Source organism: Pseudomonas sp. NPDC087697, assembly GCF_044743155.1.
Classification (GTDB): domain Bacteria; phylum Pseudomonadota; class Gammaproteobacteria; order Pseudomonadales; family Pseudomonadaceae; genus Aquipseudomonas.
This window is the reverse complement of sequence record NZ_JBIUVW010000005.1, coordinates 20,491-37,955: the sequence shown is the minus strand read 5'-3', so window position 1 is coordinate 37,955 and position 17,465 is coordinate 20,491. Positions and strand designations below refer to the sequence as shown.

15 protein-coding genes and 1 pseudogene are annotated in these 17,465 nt (G+C 60.5%); 3 read left to right on the top strand and 13 right to left on the bottom strand.

Annotated elements, in window-relative coordinates:
- Nucleotides 1–5 precede the first annotated feature (5 nt).
- From ACIPIN_RS05575 to ACIPIN_RS05545, 7 genes and pseudogenes are all read right to left on the bottom strand, one after another.
- Entirely contained in the window at nucleotides 6–374 is a 369-nt protein-coding gene (locus ACIPIN_RS05575) for a Na+/H+ antiporter subunit G (RefSeq protein ID WP_401116398.1), read from the bottom strand.
- Entirely contained in the window at nucleotides 371–649 is a 279-nt protein-coding gene (locus ACIPIN_RS05570; RefSeq protein WP_401116396.1) for a K+/H+ antiporter subunit F, read from the bottom strand. Before ACIPIN_RS05570 ends, ACIPIN_RS05575 begins: the two co-directional genes overlap by 4 nt.
- Nucleotides 646–1,134 carry a Na+/H+ antiporter subunit E gene (locus tag ACIPIN_RS05565; protein WP_401116393.1) on the bottom strand — a complete coding sequence of 163 codons (489 nt, stop codon included), beginning with the start codon at nucleotides 1,132–1,134 and terminating at the stop codon, nucleotides 646–648. The genes ACIPIN_RS05570 and ACIPIN_RS05565 overlap by 4 nt, the downstream gene beginning before the upstream one ends.
- The gene (locus ACIPIN_RS05560; RefSeq protein WP_401116390.1) at nucleotides 1,131–2,816 is read right to left on the bottom strand and encodes a monovalent cation/H+ antiporter subunit D; all 1,686 of its coding nucleotides are present in this window, start codon (nucleotides 2,814–2,816) and stop codon (nucleotides 1,131–1,133) included. The genes ACIPIN_RS05565 and ACIPIN_RS05560 overlap by 4 nt, the downstream gene beginning before the upstream one ends.
- Nucleotides 2,813–3,157, bottom strand: coding sequence for a Na+/H+ antiporter subunit C (locus ACIPIN_RS05555; RefSeq protein WP_003180540.1), 345 nt, complete (start codon nucleotides 3,155–3,157; stop codon nucleotides 2,813–2,815). The genes ACIPIN_RS05560 and ACIPIN_RS05555 overlap by 4 nt, the downstream gene beginning before the upstream one ends.
- A complete protein-coding gene (locus ACIPIN_RS05550; RefSeq protein WP_401116387.1) occupies nucleotides 3,157–6,075 on the bottom strand; it encodes a monovalent cation/H+ antiporter subunit A in 2,919 nt (972 codons plus the stop codon). Before ACIPIN_RS05550 ends, ACIPIN_RS05555 begins: the two co-directional genes overlap by 1 nt.
- A 286-nt stretch (nucleotides 6,076–6,361) precedes the next feature.
- Nucleotides 6,362–7,387, bottom strand: a pseudogene (locus ACIPIN_RS05545) (DMT family transporter).
- Here ACIPIN_RS05545 and ACIPIN_RS05540 point away from each other — a divergent pair.
- Together ACIPIN_RS05540 and ACIPIN_RS05535 are read left to right on the top strand one after the other, a co-directional pair.
- Nucleotides 7,382–7,945, top strand: a complete 564-nt coding sequence (locus ACIPIN_RS05540; RefSeq protein ID WP_401116384.1) for a helix-turn-helix domain-containing protein — start codon at nucleotides 7,382–7,384, stop codon at nucleotides 7,943–7,945. The pseudogene ACIPIN_RS05545 and the gene ACIPIN_RS05540 overlap by 6 nt on opposite strands.
- 96 nt (nucleotides 7,946–8,041) lie before the next feature.
- Nucleotides 8,042–9,469 carry an FAD/NAD(P)-binding protein gene (locus tag ACIPIN_RS05535; protein WP_401116381.1) on the top strand — a complete coding sequence of 476 codons (1,428 nt, stop codon included), beginning with the start codon at nucleotides 8,042–8,044 and terminating at the stop codon, nucleotides 9,467–9,469.
- An 18-nt stretch (nucleotides 9,470–9,487) separates the two neighbouring features.
- On the opposite strand, the gene ACIPIN_RS05530 is transcribed toward ACIPIN_RS05535, so the two are convergent.
- The 4 genes from ACIPIN_RS05530 to ACIPIN_RS05515 all read right to left on the bottom strand — a co-directional run bounded on the left by ACIPIN_RS05530 (nucleotide 9,488) and on the right by ACIPIN_RS05515 (nucleotide 14,033).
- Nucleotides 9,488–10,603 carry a Gfo/Idh/MocA family protein gene (locus ACIPIN_RS05530; protein WP_401116378.1) on the bottom strand — a complete coding sequence of 372 codons (1,116 nt, stop codon included), beginning with the start codon at nucleotides 10,601–10,603 and terminating at the stop codon, nucleotides 9,488–9,490.
- A gap of 188 nt (nucleotides 10,604–10,791) precedes the next feature.
- Complete coding sequence (locus ACIPIN_RS05525) at nucleotides 10,792–11,709, bottom strand: hypothetical protein (protein WP_401116375.1); 918 nt, start codon at nucleotides 11,707–11,709, stop codon at nucleotides 10,792–10,794.
- A 450-nt stretch (nucleotides 11,710–12,159) separates the two neighbouring features.
- Nucleotides 12,160–12,927, bottom strand: a complete 768-nt coding sequence (locus ACIPIN_RS05520; protein WP_401116372.1) for an SDR family oxidoreductase — start codon at nucleotides 12,925–12,927, stop codon at nucleotides 12,160–12,162.
- Nucleotides 12,928–12,965: 38 nt separating this feature from the next.
- Nucleotides 12,966–14,033: a phosphotransferase family protein gene (locus ACIPIN_RS05515; protein WP_401116369.1), complete on the bottom strand. Its 1,068-nt coding sequence runs from the start codon at nucleotides 14,031–14,033 to the stop codon at nucleotides 12,966–12,968.
- A gap of 189 nt (nucleotides 14,034–14,222) precedes the next feature.
- Between ACIPIN_RS05515 and ACIPIN_RS05510 the strand changes: the two genes are divergently transcribed.
- Nucleotides 14,223–14,615, top strand: a complete 393-nt coding sequence (locus tag ACIPIN_RS05510) for a DUF4280 domain-containing protein (protein ID WP_401116366.1) — start codon at nucleotides 14,223–14,225, stop codon at nucleotides 14,613–14,615.
- Nucleotides 14,616–14,844: 229 nt separating this feature from the next.
- On the opposite strand, the gene ACIPIN_RS05505 is transcribed toward ACIPIN_RS05510, so the two are convergent.
- Both ACIPIN_RS05505 and tssI read right to left on the bottom strand, forming a co-directional pair.
- The gene (locus tag ACIPIN_RS05505; protein ID WP_401116363.1) at nucleotides 14,845–15,387 is read right to left on the bottom strand and encodes a toxin-antitoxin system YwqK family antitoxin; all 543 of its coding nucleotides are present in this window, start codon (nucleotides 15,385–15,387) and stop codon (nucleotides 14,845–14,847) included.
- Nucleotides 15,388–15,400: 13 nt separating this feature from the next.
- Nucleotides 15,401–17,410: a type VI secretion system tip protein TssI/VgrG gene (gene tssI / locus ACIPIN_RS05500; protein WP_401116360.1), complete on the bottom strand. Its 2,010-nt coding sequence runs from the start codon at nucleotides 17,408–17,410 to the stop codon at nucleotides 15,401–15,403.
- Nucleotides 17,411–17,465: the final 55 nt, after the last annotated feature.

Here is a 17,465-nt window from a genome sequence, read left to right as displayed (position 1 = left end):
TCGGCTCAACGCTCGCTTTCAGTCCGCCGACTGCTGACTTCAGCCGGCACATCATCCCCGGCCATGCGCTTGCGGAACAACGCCGCACGCGCCAGCAACAGGGTAGTCACCGGCATGGTGATCGACAGCAGTATCGGGATCAGCCAGGCGTGCAACACCGGGCTGGATTTGAGTGCCGAGAAATAGATGATCGACGCCAGCGCCACGCACCAGGCGCCCAAGGTCGAGGCCAGGGCCGGCGGGTGCATGCGCCGAAAATAATCCTTCAAACGCAGCAAGCCGATGGCGCCGATCAACGCGAACAGGCTGCTGACCACCAGCAGGATCGCCACCGGGATCTCGACCCACAGAGACAACTCGCCAAGCTCATTCATTCGATCACCTCGCCACGCAGCAGGAATTTCGCCAGGGCAAACGAGCCGACGAAGCCGAACAGCGCAATCAGCAGCGCCGCTTCGAAGTAGGTGTCACTGGCATAGCGGATCCCCAGTACCAGCATCATCAGCATGGCGAGGATGTACAGGTAGTCCAGCGCCAGAACCCGATCCTGTGCCGACGGGCCTTTGAACAGGCGGATCAGCGTCAACCCCATCGCCAGTGAGAACACGAACAGGCTGAACAGAACCGCATTCGAGAGCAGGGCGCTCATTCGAAAATCTCCATCAAGGGGCGCTCATAAGTCGCCTTGTAGTGCTGGATGAATTGCGCTTCGTCGTCCAGATCGAACACATGCAACAGCAGAATGCTGCGATCCAGCGCCAGTTCCGACCAGACTGTACCGGGAATCACCGTGGTGATCATCGACAACGCCGCCAGACCGTTGGCGTCGCGCAAGTCCAGTGGCACCTTGATGAACTGCGAGCGTGGTGGTCGTCGACCGGCGTTCAACACGCCCCACGCGACCGCGAGGTTGGACGCCAGCACGTCGCGCCCGACCTGGAAGAACAGGCGCAGGATCACCCCGGGACGACGAATACGGATCGGCAGCGGTCGCAGCTTGCGCATCATCAACGGTGCGCAGAAACCCAGCATCGCGCCCAGTAGCAGGTTGCCGGGGCTGATGGACAGGTTCAGCGCCAGCCACAGGACCCACAGCGCCAACGACAACCAGGGGGCGGGAAACAGACGCTTCATGGTTGCACCTCCTGCATCGCGGCCCTGGCTTCGGGGCTCGGTACGGCGCGGGTGCCAAGCACCGCCATCACGTATTGCTGCGGATTGTTCAAGGTGTCGGCGGCCGCCTGGGTGTAGCGCATCAGCGGTTCGGCCTTGAGGGTCAGCAAAATGCTCAAGCCCAACAGCGCAAAAATCGGCACGCATTCCAGGCGTCGCAGAACGGGCGATGGGCGCTCTGCGGGCGTCCAGAAGCGCTGGATGCCCAAGCGCGAGAAGGCGATCAACGAGGCCAGCCCGGACAGAATCAACAGCGCCAGCAGGCTCCACGCCGCGTTTGATATCGGCTGCTCATCCGAAACACCGAGGCCCAACGGGTTGAGCAGGGCGCTGAGCAAGCCAAGCTTGCCGATGAACCCGGAGAGCGGTGGCATGCCGATGATCAGCAGCGCGCAGGCAATGAAACTCAAGCCAAGGAACGCCATGGTCCAGGGAATTACCTGACCGACTACGGCTTTCTGGTCGTCGTCGAGGTTGATGCCTTTGGTCGGCTGCGAGGATTCCAGCGGTCGCGGCAGCACTTCGATTTCATCATCCAACGGCATCTCGATGGCCGTGCGCGAACGCTCGATCAGTTCCGCCAGCAGGAACAGCGCGCTCAGCGCCAGGGTCGAGCTGACCATATAAAACAGCGCGGCACCCGTCAGGTTCGGCTGGGCGAAACCGATGGCCGACAACAGGATACCCGCCGACACCAGAATGCTCAGGCTGGCCATGCGTTCCAGTCGCCGAGTGGCAAGGATCGCCAATGCGGCGCAGACAATCGTCGCCATGCCGCCGTAGGTCAGCCAGTCGCCACCAAAGTACGCCGAAGCGCCGGCCTGGCCGGAGAACAGCAGGGTCCACAGACGCAGCAAGGTATAGACGCCAACCTTGGTCATGATCGCGAACATCGCCGCCACCGGGGCGCTGGCCGAGGAGTAGGCCGGCACCAGCCAGAAGTTCAGCGGCCACATCCCGGCCTTGGCCAGGAACGCCACGGCCAGAATCGCCGCGCCGGCATGCAGCAAGCCGCGATCGGCTTCCGGCACCAGCGGGATCTTCAGCGCCAGGTCGGCCATGTTCAGGGTGCCGGTGACGCCATAGATCAGCGCCGCGCCAATCAGGAACAGCGACGAGGCCAGCAGGTTGATCGAAATGTAATGCAGGCCCGACGACACCCGGGCGCGACCCGAACCGTGCAGCATCAAGCCGTAAGACGCCGCCAGCAGCACTTCGAAAAACACGAAGAGGTTGAACAGGTCGGCGGTCAGGAAGGCCCCGTAGAGGCCCATCAGTTGAATCTGGAACAGTGCGTGGAAGCTTGCGCCGGCGCGGTCCCAGCGGGCCATGGCGAACACCAGGGCGCTGACGCCGATGATCCCGGTCAGCACCAGCATCAACGCCGACAGGCGATCGACCACCAGCACGATACCGAATGGTGCTTGCCAGTTAGCCGGCAGGTATACGCCGATGGAACCGGGTACGCCTTGCGCTTGGGTCCATTGCAGCAACAGCACGGAAATGCCCAGGCCCAGCAGGCTGGAGAACAGGTTGATCCGCGCTTTGAGCGGGCGGTGTTTTTCGCCGAGCATCAACATCAGCGCCGCCGTCAGCAACGGCAGCAGAATCGGTGCGGCGATCAGATGGGGCATCCAGCTCATTCTCTAGGCTCCCGGCCATCGACATGGTCGGTGCCGGTCAGGCCCCGGGACGCCAGCAGCACCACCAGAAACAATGCGGTCATGGCGAAGCTGATGACGATGGCGGTGAGTACCAGCGCCTGGGGCAGCGGGTCGGTGTAATGCAGCAGGTCTTGCGGCACGCCGTCCTTGATAATCGGCTCCTTGCCGATGAACAGGCTGCCCATGCTGAAGATGAACAGGTTGACCCCGTAAGACAGCAGGCACAGGCCCATCACTACCTGAAAGGTCCGTGGGCGCAACACCAGCCAGACCCCGGAGGCCGCCAGTACGCCAATGGCAATTGCGATGACTTCTTCCATCAGGCGGCTCCTGGCTTGGCAATGGGTTTAGGCTGGCTGCTCGGCTTGTGGCCACGCACCGATTGGTGCGCCAGGGCAGTCAGGATCAGCAGCGTCGAACCCACCACCACGGCGTACACGCCGATGTCGAAGAACAGCGCACTGGCGATATGAATCTCACCCAGCAGCGGTAGTCCGAAATGCCAGGTGTGAGTGGTCAGGAACGGATAACCGGCGACCATTGCACCGAGGCCGGTGAGCGTGGCGAACAGCAGCCCGGTGCCCATCCAGCGCACCGGCCGCAGGCTCATCTGCGCCTCGACCCACTGCGTGCCGGCGACCATGTATTGCAGGATGAACGCCACCGACATCACCAGCCCCGCGACAAAACCGCCGCCGGGTTGATTGTGACCACGCATGAACAGGTAGAACGACACCACCACTGCAATCGGCAGCAACAACCGCACCAGCACCGCCGGCACCATCATGAAGCCCAGCGCGGTATCGCTGGCGTGACGCGGGTTGACCAGATCGGTGACCACGTCCGGCGCCAGCAGACGCTGTTGTGCCGGCAGTTGCATGCTTTCCTTCGGTGGGCGGAAGCGTCGCAGCAGGGCGAACACTGCCAGCGCCACGGCCACCAGCACGGTGATTTCACCGAGGGTGTCGAAATTTCGGAAGTCCACCAGCATGACGTTCACCACGTTGCTGCCGCCACCTTCGGGCAGCGCGCGACTGAGGTAAAACGAGGAGATGTCGTTCGGCGTCTGGCGGGTCAGCATGGCGTAGGAGAGCAGCGCCATACCGATGCCGACCGCGCTCGACAGCAGCAAGTCGCGCAGACGACGAACCCGTGCTTTCGGCACGCTGCCGGGCAGTGGCGAGACGTCTTCGATCCGCCGCGGCAGCCAGCGCAGACCAAGCAGAATCAGCACGGTGGTCACCACCTCGACCACCAACTGGGTCAAGGCCAGGTCCGGTGCCGAGAACCAGACAAACGTGACGCAGGTCATCAGGCCGCAAACGCTGACCATGGTCAGGGCCGCGAGCCGGTGATACTTGGCTTGCCAGGCGGCGCCCAGCGCACAGGCAATCGCCAGTAGCCAGAGAATGACAAAGACGATCGAGCCCGGGATCTTCGGCCGGTCGCCCCAGCTCAGGCCGCTGTGGAGCAGCGGAATCAAACCCGCCAGCACCGCCACCAGCACCAGCAGGAACAACTGGGTTTGCAGACGCTGGGTGCTGATCCACCGCTCAAGGTGTCGGGCCAGACGCATCATCACCACCAGGCTGTGTTCGAACAGGCGCTTGCCGTTGAGGCGGCCGATGATCGGCGGGTATTTGAAGCGCCCGCGTTTTAGTTGGTTGCGCAGCTGCAGGTACACAACGATGCCGCCGGACATGGCGATCAGGCTCATGATCATCGGCGCGTTCCAGCCGTGCCAGATCGCCAGGCTATATTCGGGCAAGGTTCCGCCAACCACCGGCAGGGCAGCCGCAGCGAGCAATGGACCGACCACCTGAGCCGGAAACATCCCCACCACCAGGCAGGTGAACACCAGCAACTCCACCGGTGCACGCATCCAGCGCGGTGGTTCGTGCGGGGTGTGTGGCAGGTCGGTGGCGGTTGGGCCGAAGAACACATCCACGGTGAAGCGCAGCGAATAGGCGACGCTGAACGTACCGGCGATGGTCGCGATGATCGGGAGGCTCGTCTCGATCCAGGCGGTAGCATTGATGAACACAGTTTCGGCGAAGAACATCTCTTTCGAGAGAAAGCCATTGAGCAACGGCACGCCGGCCATCGAGGCGCTGGCGACCATCGCCAGCGTCGCGGTGAACGGAATCAGCTTGATCAGACCGCTGAGCTTGCGAATGTCGCGGGTGCCGCTTTCGTGGTCGATGATCCCGGCGGCCATGAACAGCGAGGCCTTGAAGGTCGCGTGGTTGAGAATGTGGAACACCGCCGCGACTGCGGCCAGAGGACTGTTCAGGCCCAGCAACAGGGTGATCAGGCCCAGATGGCTGATCGTCGAGTAGGCCAGCAGGCCCTTGAGGTCATTCTGGAACATTGCGCAGTAAGCGCCGAGCAACAACGTACAGGCGCCGGCGCCGCTGACGATATAGAACCATTCTTCGCTGCCGGACAGTGACGGCCACAGCCGTGCCAAAAGGAAAACCCCGGCCTTGACCATTGTCGCCGAGTGCAGGTACGCCGAGACCGGTGTCGGGGCGGCCATGGCATGGGGAAGCCAGAAGTGGAAGGGAAACTGGGCGCTTTTGCTCAACGCGCCGATCAGGATCAGCGGCAGCAGGATGGGGTACAGCGCATGGGCGCGAATCAGATCGCCAGCGGCCAGGACCTTGTCCAGGTCATAGCTGCCCACGACATGGCCGAGCAGCATCACCCCCGCCAGCAGGCACAAACCGCCGGCACCGGTCACCGTCAGCGCCATGTAGGCGCCACGGCGAGCATCGGCGCGGTGGTGCCAATAGCCGATCAACAGGAACGAGAAGAGGCTGGTCAGCTCCCAGAAGAACACCATCTGAATCAGGTTGCCGGAGATCACCAACCCGAGCATGGCGCCCATGAACGCCAGGAAAAACGCAAAGAAGCGCGGCACCGGGTCTTCCGGCGACATGTAATACCGTGCGTACAGCGAAACCAACGTACCGATGCCCAGCACCAGCATCGAGAACAGCCAGGCGAAACCGTCCATGCGCAGGACGAAGTTCAAGCCCAGGCTCGGTAGCCAGAAGAATTCTTCGCGAATCACGCCACCATGGGCGATTTGCGGATACAGCAAAGCCACCTGGACGGTGCCGATCAGGGCGACCAGGCCAGCCAGTATCGATTCAGCGTTACGCGCGTTGTGCGGCAGCAAGGCCGCCAGACAGCTGCCAATAAAAGGCAGAAGCAGTAGAACTATCAGGGACATAGGCTTCTAATCTGCGGAAGTTTGTGAAGGATCATACGTGCCGAGCCCCGGATCACCAACCGCCAAGCTGTGGCAGGATCCTACAAGGTAGGCTGAAAAAGCCTGATTCACATTGTTTCGAAGGGGTGTGTTCGACCGCACTGGCCCCTTCGCGAGCAAGCCCGCTCCCACACTCGATTTACTGCGTATGCGCAATCGCGACATAACACAAATCTAATGTGGGAAGGGCCGGGCGACGTTCGCTTGCTCGCGAAGGCGATCTACCAGGCGCTCCAGATTTTGAGGCTTAACCTTGTGTTTCCTGTTCCAACTCTTCTTCAGACACGGCAGCCTTGCCCTTGGTCTTCAACTCACTAACGATCACCGCCGCGACAATCAATGCCGCGCCGAACAGCGCCAGCCCCGGCAGCCGTTCACCCGCGAGGCGCCCGGCGATACCGGCCCAGACCGGTTCGCCGGCATAGATCAGCGTCGCGCGGGTCGGTGAAACGCTTTTCTGCGCCCAGTTCATCGCCACCTGAATCGCCGCGCTGGCGGCGCCCAGGCCCACCGCACTGGCCAGCAGTAACCAGGAGAAACCGGGAAGCGCTTCTTGAGTCGGCACAATCATCAAAAATGCCAGCACCGAGGTGGTCGCCAGTTGCACTACGGTGACCCGACGCACGTCGACTCGGCCAGCATAGGTGCTGATCAGGATGATTTCGGCGGCGATGGCGACGGCGCTGATCAGTGTGGCGATTTCCCCCGAACTGAAATTCAACGACGCCCCGGCGGGGCCCGAGAGCAGCATTAACCCGGTGAACGCCAGCATGATGCCAATGCTCGGCATCAACCCCGGTCGACGTCCCAGCACTAACCATTGCAGCAAGGGCACGAACGGCACGTAAAGCGCCGTGATAAACGCCGATTGACTGCTGAGGATGGTCTGCAAGCCGACGGTTTGCAGGCCATAGCCGAGCATGATCGCCACGCCAATGAACGCGCCGGCCTTGAGTTCGAACAAGGTCAGCTCACGCAAGCTGCGCCAGGAGAACAGCGCGACGATGCTCGCCGCTGCAGCGAAGCGCAGGCCGACGAAAAACATTGGCCCGCTGACCGTCATGGCATGCTGGACCAGCAGGAACGTCCCGCCCCAGACCATGGTGATCAGCACCAGCACGCATTCAGCTTTGCTGAACCGCGAGAAAAAGGAAGAAGGCTTGGAAGTATTCACCGACGTCATGGCCTTGCGCGCTACCTAAGGGGGACGCACAATGCGCCCGAAGTTGGGCAGTATACTGCGCAAGCCTACTAAGTGAGCAATATAGTGCACAAAGATTCCGGCCAACGGGCCTCCGTCCTTCAACACGTCAGCCAGAACGTCCGACGCCTGCGGCATGCCGCGGAGTTGAGCCAGACCGCGCTGGCGGAAAAATCCGGGGTCAGCCGACGGATGCTGGTGGCCATCGAAGCCGGTGAGAAAAACGTCAGCCTGACCACCCTCGACCGGGTGGCCGAAGCGTTGGACGTGGCGTTCAGCGACCTGATCCAGGCCCCCGAGGTGCGCGACCCAAGCCGCATCAACGAACTGGCGTGGGCCGGTTTGATTCCCGGCAGCAAAGCTGTATTGCTGGCCAAGGCGAATGCCAGTCGTGAAGTCGAACTCTGGGAATGGCGGCTGGAGCCGGGCGAACAGTACCTTTCGGAGCCGGATGCCGATGGCTGGAGTGAACAGCTGTATGTCTTCGAAGGCAGTTTGACGCTGGTGTTGGGGGACGAGGAGCGCAGCCTCGCGACAGGTGAGTTCATCAGCTTCGCCAGTAACCGGCCCCACGCCTATCGCAATGATGGTGTTGTAGCTGTGCGATTCGTGCGTAATGTGGTGCTTTGAAATTGTGGAGTGGGTAACAGCGGTTGAACACTGTGGCGATTGACTGCGCAGCCGTCACTGATACATTTCAGACAAACATCGACCCGTGAGAACCGCATGAGTGAAACCCCAGGCGGACAGACAACAGACACCATCCGCAGCGCTGACATCCTGATCGTCGGCGGCGGCCTGAGCGGTGCGTTGCTTGCCGCGCAGTTGATGCGCTTGCCCGGCAAGCGTCAGGTGCTGGTGATCGAACCTCGCGCCGAACTGGGCCGGGGCGAAGCCTACAGCGCGGTTGAGTTGGGCCACACGCTGAACGGCAACGCCGCGCGGATGAGTGTCGACCCGGACAACACCGACGACCTGACCCAATGGTTGAGCGCATTTATTGCGAACGGCGGCTGGCCCGAGTCGGACCAGCAGTCAGTGCCTGTCGCCGAGTTGTTCCCGCCTCGGGGCATTTTCGGTCTGTATGTGCAGCAACGGTTGGCCGAAGCCCAGGCAGTCGGCGCGCTCTATGGCTCAAGCGTCGAGCATGTGCGCGGGGAGGTGATCGACCTGCAAACCGAAGAACACACCACGTTGCTGACGTTGAGTGATGGTTCGCGGTTGCGCGGCGCTTTTGCGGTGTTGGCCACCGGCCTGTTCCCGGCCGCGCGAACGCCACAAACCGAATCCACTGGCTTGAACGCCGCAGCTGTGGACCCTTGGGATGTGGCGGCGATGACGCAGCTTGATCCGCAATCGACGGTGTTGATCATCGGCTCGGGCCTGACCATGGTCGATGCTGTGGTGTCGCTGGAGCAGGCCGGGCATCGCGGCCCGATCGAAGTATTTTCCCGCCATGGCTTGCTGCCTCATGTGCGTCGGCAACCGCCGGCGTGGGTGGATTTTCTTGCCGAAGATCCTGACATTCGCAGTCCGCGGCAGCTGATGCATGAGCTGCGACGCCATTGCCGTGCTGCGATGGCGGACGGTATCGACTGGCAGGCGCCGCTGGATACCGTGCGGGTCCATATCGGGCGGCTGTGGAGCCAGGCGACGGATGTGCAGCGTCGGCAGTTCGTGCGGCATGTGCGGCCGTGGTGGGAAAGCCATCATCACCGTTCACCGCCCTTGAGTGCCGAATTGGTGGCGCGTTTGCACCAGGAAGGGCGGTTGCGGATTCAGGCCGCTTCGTTCAAAGGCCTTGCACCCTCGGCGGAGGGCCGGGTGAGCATTCGCATCCGTCGTCGTGGGGAGTCTGAAGTGACGGTGGTCAGTGGCGACGCGCTGATCAACTCCAGCGGCATCGAATACGACTGGCGCCGGGTCGCCCGGCCGTTACCACAGCAACTGCTGACACGCGGACTGATTCGTCCGGGACCATTGGCGTTGGGGATCGCGGCAGATGCCGGTGGCGCAGTGCTGGATGCCGAAGGGCAGATATCGAGCCGCTTGTTCGCCATGGGCCCACCACTGCGCGGGATGTGGTGGGAGAGCACGGCGGTGACTGACGTGGCGAGTCAGGCCAAGGCGTTGGCGCAGCGATTGGTGCGCTGAGCAGGAGCGTTGTAGCGATCAGACCTCCCTGATATTGACCCAGCGCTGTTCCCGCGCCGCCAATCGAATCGCCGTTGCCAGTCGCTCCACTTCAAAGGCTTGCTCGAAGTCAGTGCCGTTCTGGCCTTGCCCGGCCAAGGCCATGATCAGCTCATGCACTTCCAGCGTCTTCAACTCGTTGTAACCCAGTTGATGCCCCGGTGCAGGACTGAAAGCCGCGTAGCCGGGCAGGTTCGGTCCGGCCAGCAAGCGCTGGAAACCGTCCTGGCCGACGCGGCACAGGCGTAACTCATTCAAGCGCTCCTGATCGAACGCCAGGGTGCCTCGGGTACCACTGATCTCGAAACTCAGGTGATTCTTGTAGCCGTGCTTGAGCCAACTGCTGCTGAAGGTGCCGCGAGCGCCGCTGGCGAAGCGCAGCAAGGCATGGGCCTGGTCGTCGACGGCAATGCTGCGTTGCTCCTGGCTGCCCGCCGTGGCTGGGCGCTGGCGATGCACTGTCTGGGTATCGGCGCACACGGCCTCGACATCGCCAAGCAGATAGCGCGCCATGGCCAGCAAGTGGCTGCCCAGATCCGCCAGCGCGCCGCCGGCATGTTCGGCTTCACAACGCCACGACCAGGGTGACGCTGGGTCGGCCATGAAGTCTTCACTGAACTCGCCCTGAAAACTGATGATCTCGCCCAAGTCGCCGTTTCGAATCAGGTCGTGGGCCAAACCAATGATCGGGTTGTGCTGGTAGTTGTAACCCACACGGGTGACCACGCCGGCCGCTTTGGCTGCCGAATGCATGGCGTTGGCTTGTTCAAGACTGACAGCCAGCGGTTTTTCGCAGTACACCGGTTTGCCTGCCGCCAGAGCTGCCATGGCCATCGGGTAATGAAGATGATTGGGGGTGGCGATGGCGATCAGGTTGACCTTGGGATCGTCGATCAACCGCTGCCAGTCACTGTGGACCTGCTCGAAACCCCAGGCATTGGCACACGCTTGTGCGCGAACAGGATCGGCGTCGGCAAGGGCGGCGAGGCGAAGCGTGAAGGGCAGCTCAAATGCCGCACTGACGTTGCGAAAGGCCAGGGCGTGAGCACGGCCCATGAAGCCTGTGCCGATGAGTCCGATTCCGAGTTCGCGCATGACAGGGTCCTTTGGATTATTGTTTTCAGGATGCCTATTTATGGAATATAAATTCGATTATTGCAAGATATGGAATTCATGTTCGCTCGCGTAGGAGCTGCCGAAGGCTGCGATCTGTTGATCTACCAGCGATTTATGTTGATCGTTCCCACGCTCTGCGTGGTAACGATCATACGAGCCGTATCGCTTTAGCGGTGATTTGACTGACCTGACCTATCGTTCAGCGCGAGCTGGTCAGAAGGAAGGTAGGTAAATGTCGCGTCCTCCGAGGGGGACCGGGGCAACGTGACGTTCAGGATTGGAACGAATCTTCCCGTATCTGCATGAAAAGCTTTTTGATCTTTTTGTGCGGCCTCAAGGCCACCTTCAATGTAAAAGAACGACATGACCGGAAAAGCTTTTCCAAGGCCATCTGCCCATGTGGCAATGCGTAACTCGTTATTGCTCTTTCCTAGAGAACCAAAACTTTCATCTTGTATGTATTGCATTGCTCGAAGGTTTTCGATGAACTCTTTTGCCGCGGGACCGGTTGGGCCGGTGAGTACATCGAAAGCACACTGGCGATGATGTGACTTGTTGTTTTTTACATAAAACGCATACCACTGTTCGGCGGTGGTAATACTTTGCTGCTGGCAGCTGCTTTCAAATTCAGGGGTCAGGTTGGAATCGTCGCATCCTAATACTTGCCGTTCATCACTGCCACCATCAATTGGGAAGGCACAAATAACTTGTGTGCCATTCATTCCGGCAGGCATTTGATCATCCGGATAGCGGATGAAGCCGTTTCGACCTACCCCCGCCATTTCGTTGAACTTCGAGTCGGCTCTGAGATAAGAAAACGAAACGGCGCCGGCGCTCTTGTGTTTAGCGCTTGGCTCCCATGACCGGTAGGCGTCGGAATAACGCGTGGACCTGATGATGACGCCTGAACAGGCGAAAGCCGGTTGTGCGTAGCTACCGCAGGAGTCACGGGTATCCGCATAGTTCGCGGTGACCTGTGCGCTGATCTGGGTGCCGAACGTGTCGTTGTCTGCGTAAAGATGAGCTGTAAAACCGGCCGTTATCAGGCAAGTCATAGCTAAAGAAAGTTTCATCCGTGATTTCATGAATAGATTCCAATATATAAAGTACAGGCGCGCTTTTGCCCTTGTTGATCGTTATAAGGGCTGTTGGCGCGTGAGCGTAGTGCAGCGAACGAATTGTGAGTGAAGAGTTATGGTGTGTTTGGCTGCGGACTAGAGGCTAACGTGTTTGAGTGAGTGGGTAGTGAAAATTGCACTTCTAAATGTTTAAGTTCGGCTGCGGATCGCTTCGGGTAACAGTCGTGTGTTTTATTGTTTTTAGGATGTCTATTTATGTATATATATTCGATTATCGCAAGGTGTGAATTCATTTTCGCTCGCGTAGGAGCTGCCGAAGGTTCGGGCCGCGTTCGGACGATCTGTTGATCTACCGGCGATAAAAGATCGCAGCCTTCGGCGGCTCCTACAACGATGAGGGTGCGTCCATAAAAAAGGCAGCCCGAAGGCTGCCTGTCGTAGCGCATGTCCGCTGAATCAGGACAAGAACCCACCGTCGACATTCAACGAAACCCCGGTCGTATAACTCGACGCATCACTCGCCAAATACAACACCGCACCGGCCATTTCACTCGGATCAGCCACACGCTTGAGCGGAATCTGCTGCAACGCAGTCTTTAGAATCGCGTCGTTCTTTACCAGCGCCGAGGCAAATTTGGTGTCGGTCAGACCCGGCAGCAGGGCGTTGCAGCGGATGCCGAACTGCGCGCACTCCTTGGCGAAGACCTTGGTCATGTTGATCACCGCCGCCTTGGTCACCGAGTAGATGCCCTGGAAGATGCCCGGCGAAATGCCGTTGATCGACGCGACGTTGATGATGCTGCCGCCACCGCTCTCGCGCATCAGCTTGCCGGCCTCCACCGACATGAAGAAGTAGCCGCGAATGTTCACGTCGACGGTTTTCTGGAAGGCGCTGAGGTCGGTGTCCAGCACGTTGCAGAACTGCGGGTTGGTCGCGGCGTTGTTGACCAGGATGTCCAGGCGTCCGAACTGCTCGCGGATGCTGGCGAACACCTGAGTGATCTGTTCCATCTCGCCGATGTGGCAAGCAATGGCGGTGGCTTTGCCGCCGTCTGCGATGATCGCGTCGGCAACGTGCTGGCAGCCGTCGAGTTTGCGGCTCGACACGATCACGTGGGCGCCTTGCTGGGCCAGCAGTTTGGCGATGGCTTCACCGATGCCACGGCTGGCGCCGGAGACGAAAGCGATTTTACCGTCGAGGTCGAACAACTGAGTCTTGGACATGGTTTTTCCTTGTGAGGGGCGTGGCGCCAGGTGCGCGATCAGAGGCTGGATTTCTGGATGACTTGCAGGCTCATCTGCTCCAGCAGTTTGTTCATGTGAATGAACTGCGCGAAGCGTTTGTCCTGGGTCTGGCCATGGAAGAAACGGTAGTAGATCTGCTGCACGATACCGGCCAGGCGGAACAGCCCGTAGGTGTAGTAGAAGTCGAAATTATCGATCTGGATCCCCGAGCGTTCGGCGTAATAATCGACGAACTCGCGACGGGTCAGCATGCCGGGAGCGTGGCTCGGTTGGCGGCGCATCAGCTGCACCGGTGCCGGGTCGCCGGCTTCGATCCAGTAGGCGAGGGTGTTGCCCAGATCCATCAGCGGATCGCCCAAAGTGGTCAGTTCCCAATCCAGTACGCCGATGATCTGCATCGGGTTGTTCGGGTCGAGGATCACGTTGTCGAAGCGGTAGTCGTTATGAACGATGCTCGACGTCGGGTGGTCGGCCGGCATCTTGTCGTTGAGCCAGGCCTTGACCGCTTCCCAGCTCGGAGCGTCAGGCGTCAGGGCTTTTTCGTAGCGCTCGCTCCAACCACGAATCTGCCGCGCGACATAACCTTCCGGTTTGCCCAGGTCGGCCAGACCACAGGCCTGGTAATCGACGCGGTGCAGTTCGACGAACTTGTCGATGAAGCTTTTGCACAGGGCTTCGGTTTTGGCCGCGTCGAGGCCCAGTTCCGGCGGCAGATCAGAGCGCAGGATGATCCCCTTGACCCGTTCCATCACGTAGAACTCGGCACCGATCACTGATTCGTCGGTGCAGTGTACGTAGGCTTTCGGGCAGTACGGAAAACCGTCCTTGAGCTGATTGAGAATGCGATATTCACGGCCCATGTCGTGGGCGGATTTGGCCTTGTGGCCAAACGGCGGCCGACGCAACACAAACTCCTGCTCGGGGTATTCGAGCAGGTACGTCAGGTTTGAAGCGCCACCGGGGAACTGGCTGATCTGCGGCAACCCGCTCAGGCCCGGAATGTGCGCCTTGAGGTACGGATCGATCAGGCTGGCATCGAGTTCTTCGCCAGAGCGGATACGGGTGGACTGGTCAGTAAGCGCCATGCTTATCCCTTCTGCTTATTTTGGAGGCCAGACATCATTGGCTAATCTAATGGCGCACTGGGGGCACCACAAGCGCGGCAAGGTCTTATAGGTTAGCGTGTTGCTGGATAATCAGCGTTCCTGATGTGCGAGAACAGGCTCGGCGGACTATGGTTCAGAGGAGCACCGGTTCCAGGAAGGAGATTCGAAATGGGCTGTCCGCAAGTTTGCGCCACCGCGACCCTGCAATGCAGTTTCGGTGCGGCGCCAGCAGTGCTCAACGTGCTGCCGGTGAACCGCACGCTGACCGGCGGGATGCCGGCGGCGAACATCATGGATCACATTCCGCTTCTGAACATCATGCCCTTTGGCATGTGCATGAGCCCGGCCAATCCAATGGTCGCGGCGGCCACCGCCGCCGCCCTTGGGGTGCTGACGCCGATGCCGTGCATTCCGGCCACCGCCGCCCCGTGGATGCCCGGAGCGCCGACCCTGTTGCTGGGGGGAATGCCTGCCCTCGACGCCAACTGCAGCTTGATGTGCAACTGGGGCGGGATGATCAAGATCGCGATGCCGGGGCAGATGCAGATGCTCATCCCCTGATACGACTCAGATCGAGTGTGGGAAGGGCCGGGCGACGTTCGCTTGCTCCGGGCGGCGATCCGACGAAGGCGGTGTTTCAGCCACCATTGATGCTGGATGTGCCGGCCTCTTCGCGAGCAAGCCCGCTCCCACAGGGGATCTTCATTGAACACAGTAGTTGTGTGCAGCGGCGATCAAAATGTGGGAGCGAGCCTGCTCGCGAAGGGGCCTTCACATTCAATACAAGGCTTTAGACTTGCGCTGGATCGGCCCAGCGCCGGTACCACCAGCGCATCCGCGAAATCGGCTTGCCCTCGGCATCCAGCGGTCGTCCATCGCTGGCAAAGCCTTGTTCCGGTTCAAGCAGCTGACCGTTGACGTAGCGGGCGTTGACGGCGGGTTTGCCGTTAGGGTGAAAACGCTGGTAAATCCCTTCACGCACACCGTCGCGGTAAAACTCCACCTCAGCCACTTTTCCATCGGGAAAATAGTTGCTCGCTTCGCCATGCAGCAGGCCTCGGCGATACGTGGCCTTGCGTTGCAGCCAGCCTTGCGGCGCATAAAACGTCGCGACGCCCTGTAGCTTGTCGTGCACAAAAGGCATCTGTGCCGACAGCTTGCCGTTGGGGTGATACAGCAGACTCGTCCCTTGCAGTTCGCCCTGGCTGTAATTCAAGGCTGCCTGGGGCCGTCCGGCTTCCTTGATGTGCAGCGGACCTTCCAGTTGGCCGTCGAGCATTCGTCCGTTGAGCTGGCTGTCACCGCGTTCCAGCTCCAGTTTGTCTGATGACATCCTCTGTCACTCCTCAATTGACCTTCACCAGTCCGCCCTTGATGGTCAGCATGCCGCCGCCGTCCACGGTCTGCTCGGCACCGCCCTTGTTCATCAGGCTGACCCCGGCGTCGTTGGTCAGCGTGGTGCCAGCCTTGTTGGTCAGTTCCGTACCCGCCTGGTTGCTCAGGGAGGTGCCAGCCTTCTGACTGATCGAGGTGCTGGCCTGGGCCGCCAGATCGGCGCCACTCTTGATCGCGAAACTGCCGCCGCTTTGCAGTGTGAGGGTACCGGTTACTTTGATGGTCAGGTTGCCATCCACCGTCAGGCTGTAATCGCCGGTGACCTTGTGTTCGTAGTTGCCGCCGGTGCTGTGCTTCTGATCGGCACCGACCTTCACCGTGCGGCTGTCCTTTACATCCAGGCTGTCGCTGCCGGTCTGGATCGTCACGCTGCGTTTGCCTTTCTCCAGGGTCACGGTCTCGTCGCCTTCCTTCACCGTACGGGTGCGGGCGTTCTTTACCATGAGGATTTCATCATGGCCGACGGTGGCAGTGGTGTCGTTGAGCACGTTGATCTTGAAGTCCTTCTGCGCTTGCAGAAAAACCTCTTCGGCGTCCTTCCTGTCCTCGAAGCGCAACTCGTTGAAACCGCCACCGCCCTTGGACGAGTTGGTCTTGATCCCGGATTGGGTCTGATTGGCCGGCAGGGCATAGGGCAGGGCGTTGTCGCCGTTATAGACGCAACCGGTGACCAGTGGCCGATCCGGGTCACCGTCGATAAAGGTCACGATCACTTCCTGGTCAATGCGCGGCACGAACTGCATGCCGAAGCCTTTGCCGCTCCAGGGCAGTACCACCCGCACCCAGCAAGAGCTGGTTTCGTTGTTTTTACCGTCGCGGTCCCATGGGAACTGGATCTTGATTCGTCCGTATTGGTCGGTCCAGATTTCCTCACCGGATTTGCCGACCACCAGCGCCGTTTGCGTGTGCATCCGTGGTTTGGGTGTGAGCCGCGCCGGACGATAAGGTGTGGCTTTGGGAATGGCTTCGAAGCGATTGCGGTAGCTGTCGTGGCTGGCCTCGTGTGTGACCGCCGTTACCACCCAATCGATATTTAGTGACGCGTCATCGTGGCCGGCCAACGTGAACCAATGCCCCGGCACCAGCCAGCGGCAATCGCTCTCGCCGACAAAGCGTTTCTCCTGACTGCGCAAACCGTCCACCCGCTGCTTGGTCAGCGCATCGCCACGAGCCTTGGCGTTATAACCGCCCGGATGCTCGTACATCGACCGTGGCCCGGCCACCGCTTCGGCCTGATCGTAGAGGGATGCGGAGGGTGTAGTGAACTCATAATCCGTCGCCCGATACACCCCGGCCACCGCCTGCACACAGACTTGCCCGGATCGAATGCCATGCAACTCGCGCCCGCCCATCTGTTGTCCGAGGTAACTCACCTTGGGTCCATTAGGGATTGGCACGAAGGCATCGTTACTGTCCCCCAGAACCAGCGTGTGCTTACCATCCTCGTGGGTGAAAAACCAGAAAATCCCTTCCTCTTCCAGCAGCCTTGAGACGAAGGCGAAATCGGTTTCGGCGTACTGCACGCAGTACTCGTGTGGGGTGTAACTGCCGGTGAGTTTCAACTGGAAATCGGTAAAGCCATGAGCCTTGAAGATAGTGGTGACGATGTCCGAGGTCGCGAGGTTCTGGAACACCCGGTTATTGCTGGCCAGGGTCAGCCACCAGAGCCACGGACGCAGTACGAGTTGATAGCGCTCGGCGGTGGCGTCGGCGGGGAGTTGGCGGATTTCCGCGACCAGTGCGTCGAAGGGGCGGGTCAGGGCGTCGTTGTGCAGGGTGGTGGTGACGTGGGTGGCGACGGCGCTGGTCAGGGTGAGGGCGGCGCCGTTGTTGAGGCCGTTGAGGGTTTGCGAGCCGAGGCCGTTGAGGGCTTCTTCGCCGGACAGCGACTCAGGGTAAAGCGCCGACAGCGAGGTGGCGGTGAGGGAGAGGGTGGTGTTGCTGTCGGTGGTGCGTGGCATCTAGCGGCCTCGGTGAGTGTCGGCTTTATGAGTGACTAAAAATAACCTGTGGCGC

What these genes read in the sequence shown, in the direction of transcription:
- ACIPIN_RS05575 (WP_401116398.1), bottom strand. Translation starts at nt 374, where the DNA reads ATGAATGAGCTTGGCGAGTTGTCTCTGTGGGTCGAGATCCCGGTGGCG.
- ACIPIN_RS05570 (WP_401116396.1), bottom strand. Translation starts at nt 649, where the DNA reads ATGAGCGCCCTGCTCTCGAATGCGGTTCTGTTCAGCCTGTTCGTGTTC.
- ACIPIN_RS05565 (WP_401116393.1), bottom strand. Translation starts at nt 1,134, where the DNA reads ATGAAGCGTCTGTTTCCCGCCCCCTGGTTGTCGTTGGCGCTGTGGGTC.
- ACIPIN_RS05560 (WP_401116390.1), bottom strand. Translation starts at nt 2,816, where the DNA reads ATGAGCTGGATGCCCCATCTGATCGCCGCACCGATTCTGCTGCCGTTG.
- ACIPIN_RS05555 (WP_003180540.1), bottom strand. Translation starts at nt 3,157, where the DNA reads ATGGAAGAAGTCATCGCAATTGCCATTGGCGTACTGGCGGCCTCCGGG.
- ACIPIN_RS05550 (WP_401116387.1), bottom strand. Translation starts at nt 6,075, where the DNA reads ATGTCCCTGATAGTTCTACTGCTTCTGCCTTTTATTGGCAGCTGTCTG.
- ACIPIN_RS05535 (WP_401116381.1), top strand. Translation starts at nt 8,042, where the DNA reads ATGAGTGAAACCCCAGGCGGACAGACAACAGACACCATCCGCAGCGCT.
- ACIPIN_RS05530 (WP_401116378.1), bottom strand. Translation starts at nt 10,603, where the DNA reads ATGCGCGAACTCGGAATCGGACTCATCGGCACAGGCTTCATGGGCCGT.
- ACIPIN_RS05525 (WP_401116375.1), bottom strand. Translation starts at nt 11,709, where the DNA reads ATGAAATCACGGATGAAACTTTCTTTAGCTATGACTTGCCTGATAACG.
- ACIPIN_RS05520 (WP_401116372.1), bottom strand. Translation starts at nt 12,927, where the DNA reads ATGTCCAAGACTCAGTTGTTCGACCTCGACGGTAAAATCGCTTTCGTC.
- ACIPIN_RS05515 (WP_401116369.1), bottom strand. Translation starts at nt 14,033, where the DNA reads ATGGCGCTTACTGACCAGTCCACCCGTATCCGCTCTGGCGAAGAACTC.
- ACIPIN_RS05510 (WP_401116366.1), top strand. Translation starts at nt 14,223, where the DNA reads ATGGGCTGTCCGCAAGTTTGCGCCACCGCGACCCTGCAATGCAGTTTC.
- ACIPIN_RS05505 (WP_401116363.1), bottom strand. Translation starts at nt 15,387, where the DNA reads ATGTCATCAGACAAACTGGAGCTGGAACGCGGTGACAGCCAGCTCAAC.
- tssI (WP_401116360.1), bottom strand. Translation starts at nt 17,410, where the DNA reads ATGCCACGCACCACCGACAGCAACACCACCCTCTCCCTCACCGCCACC.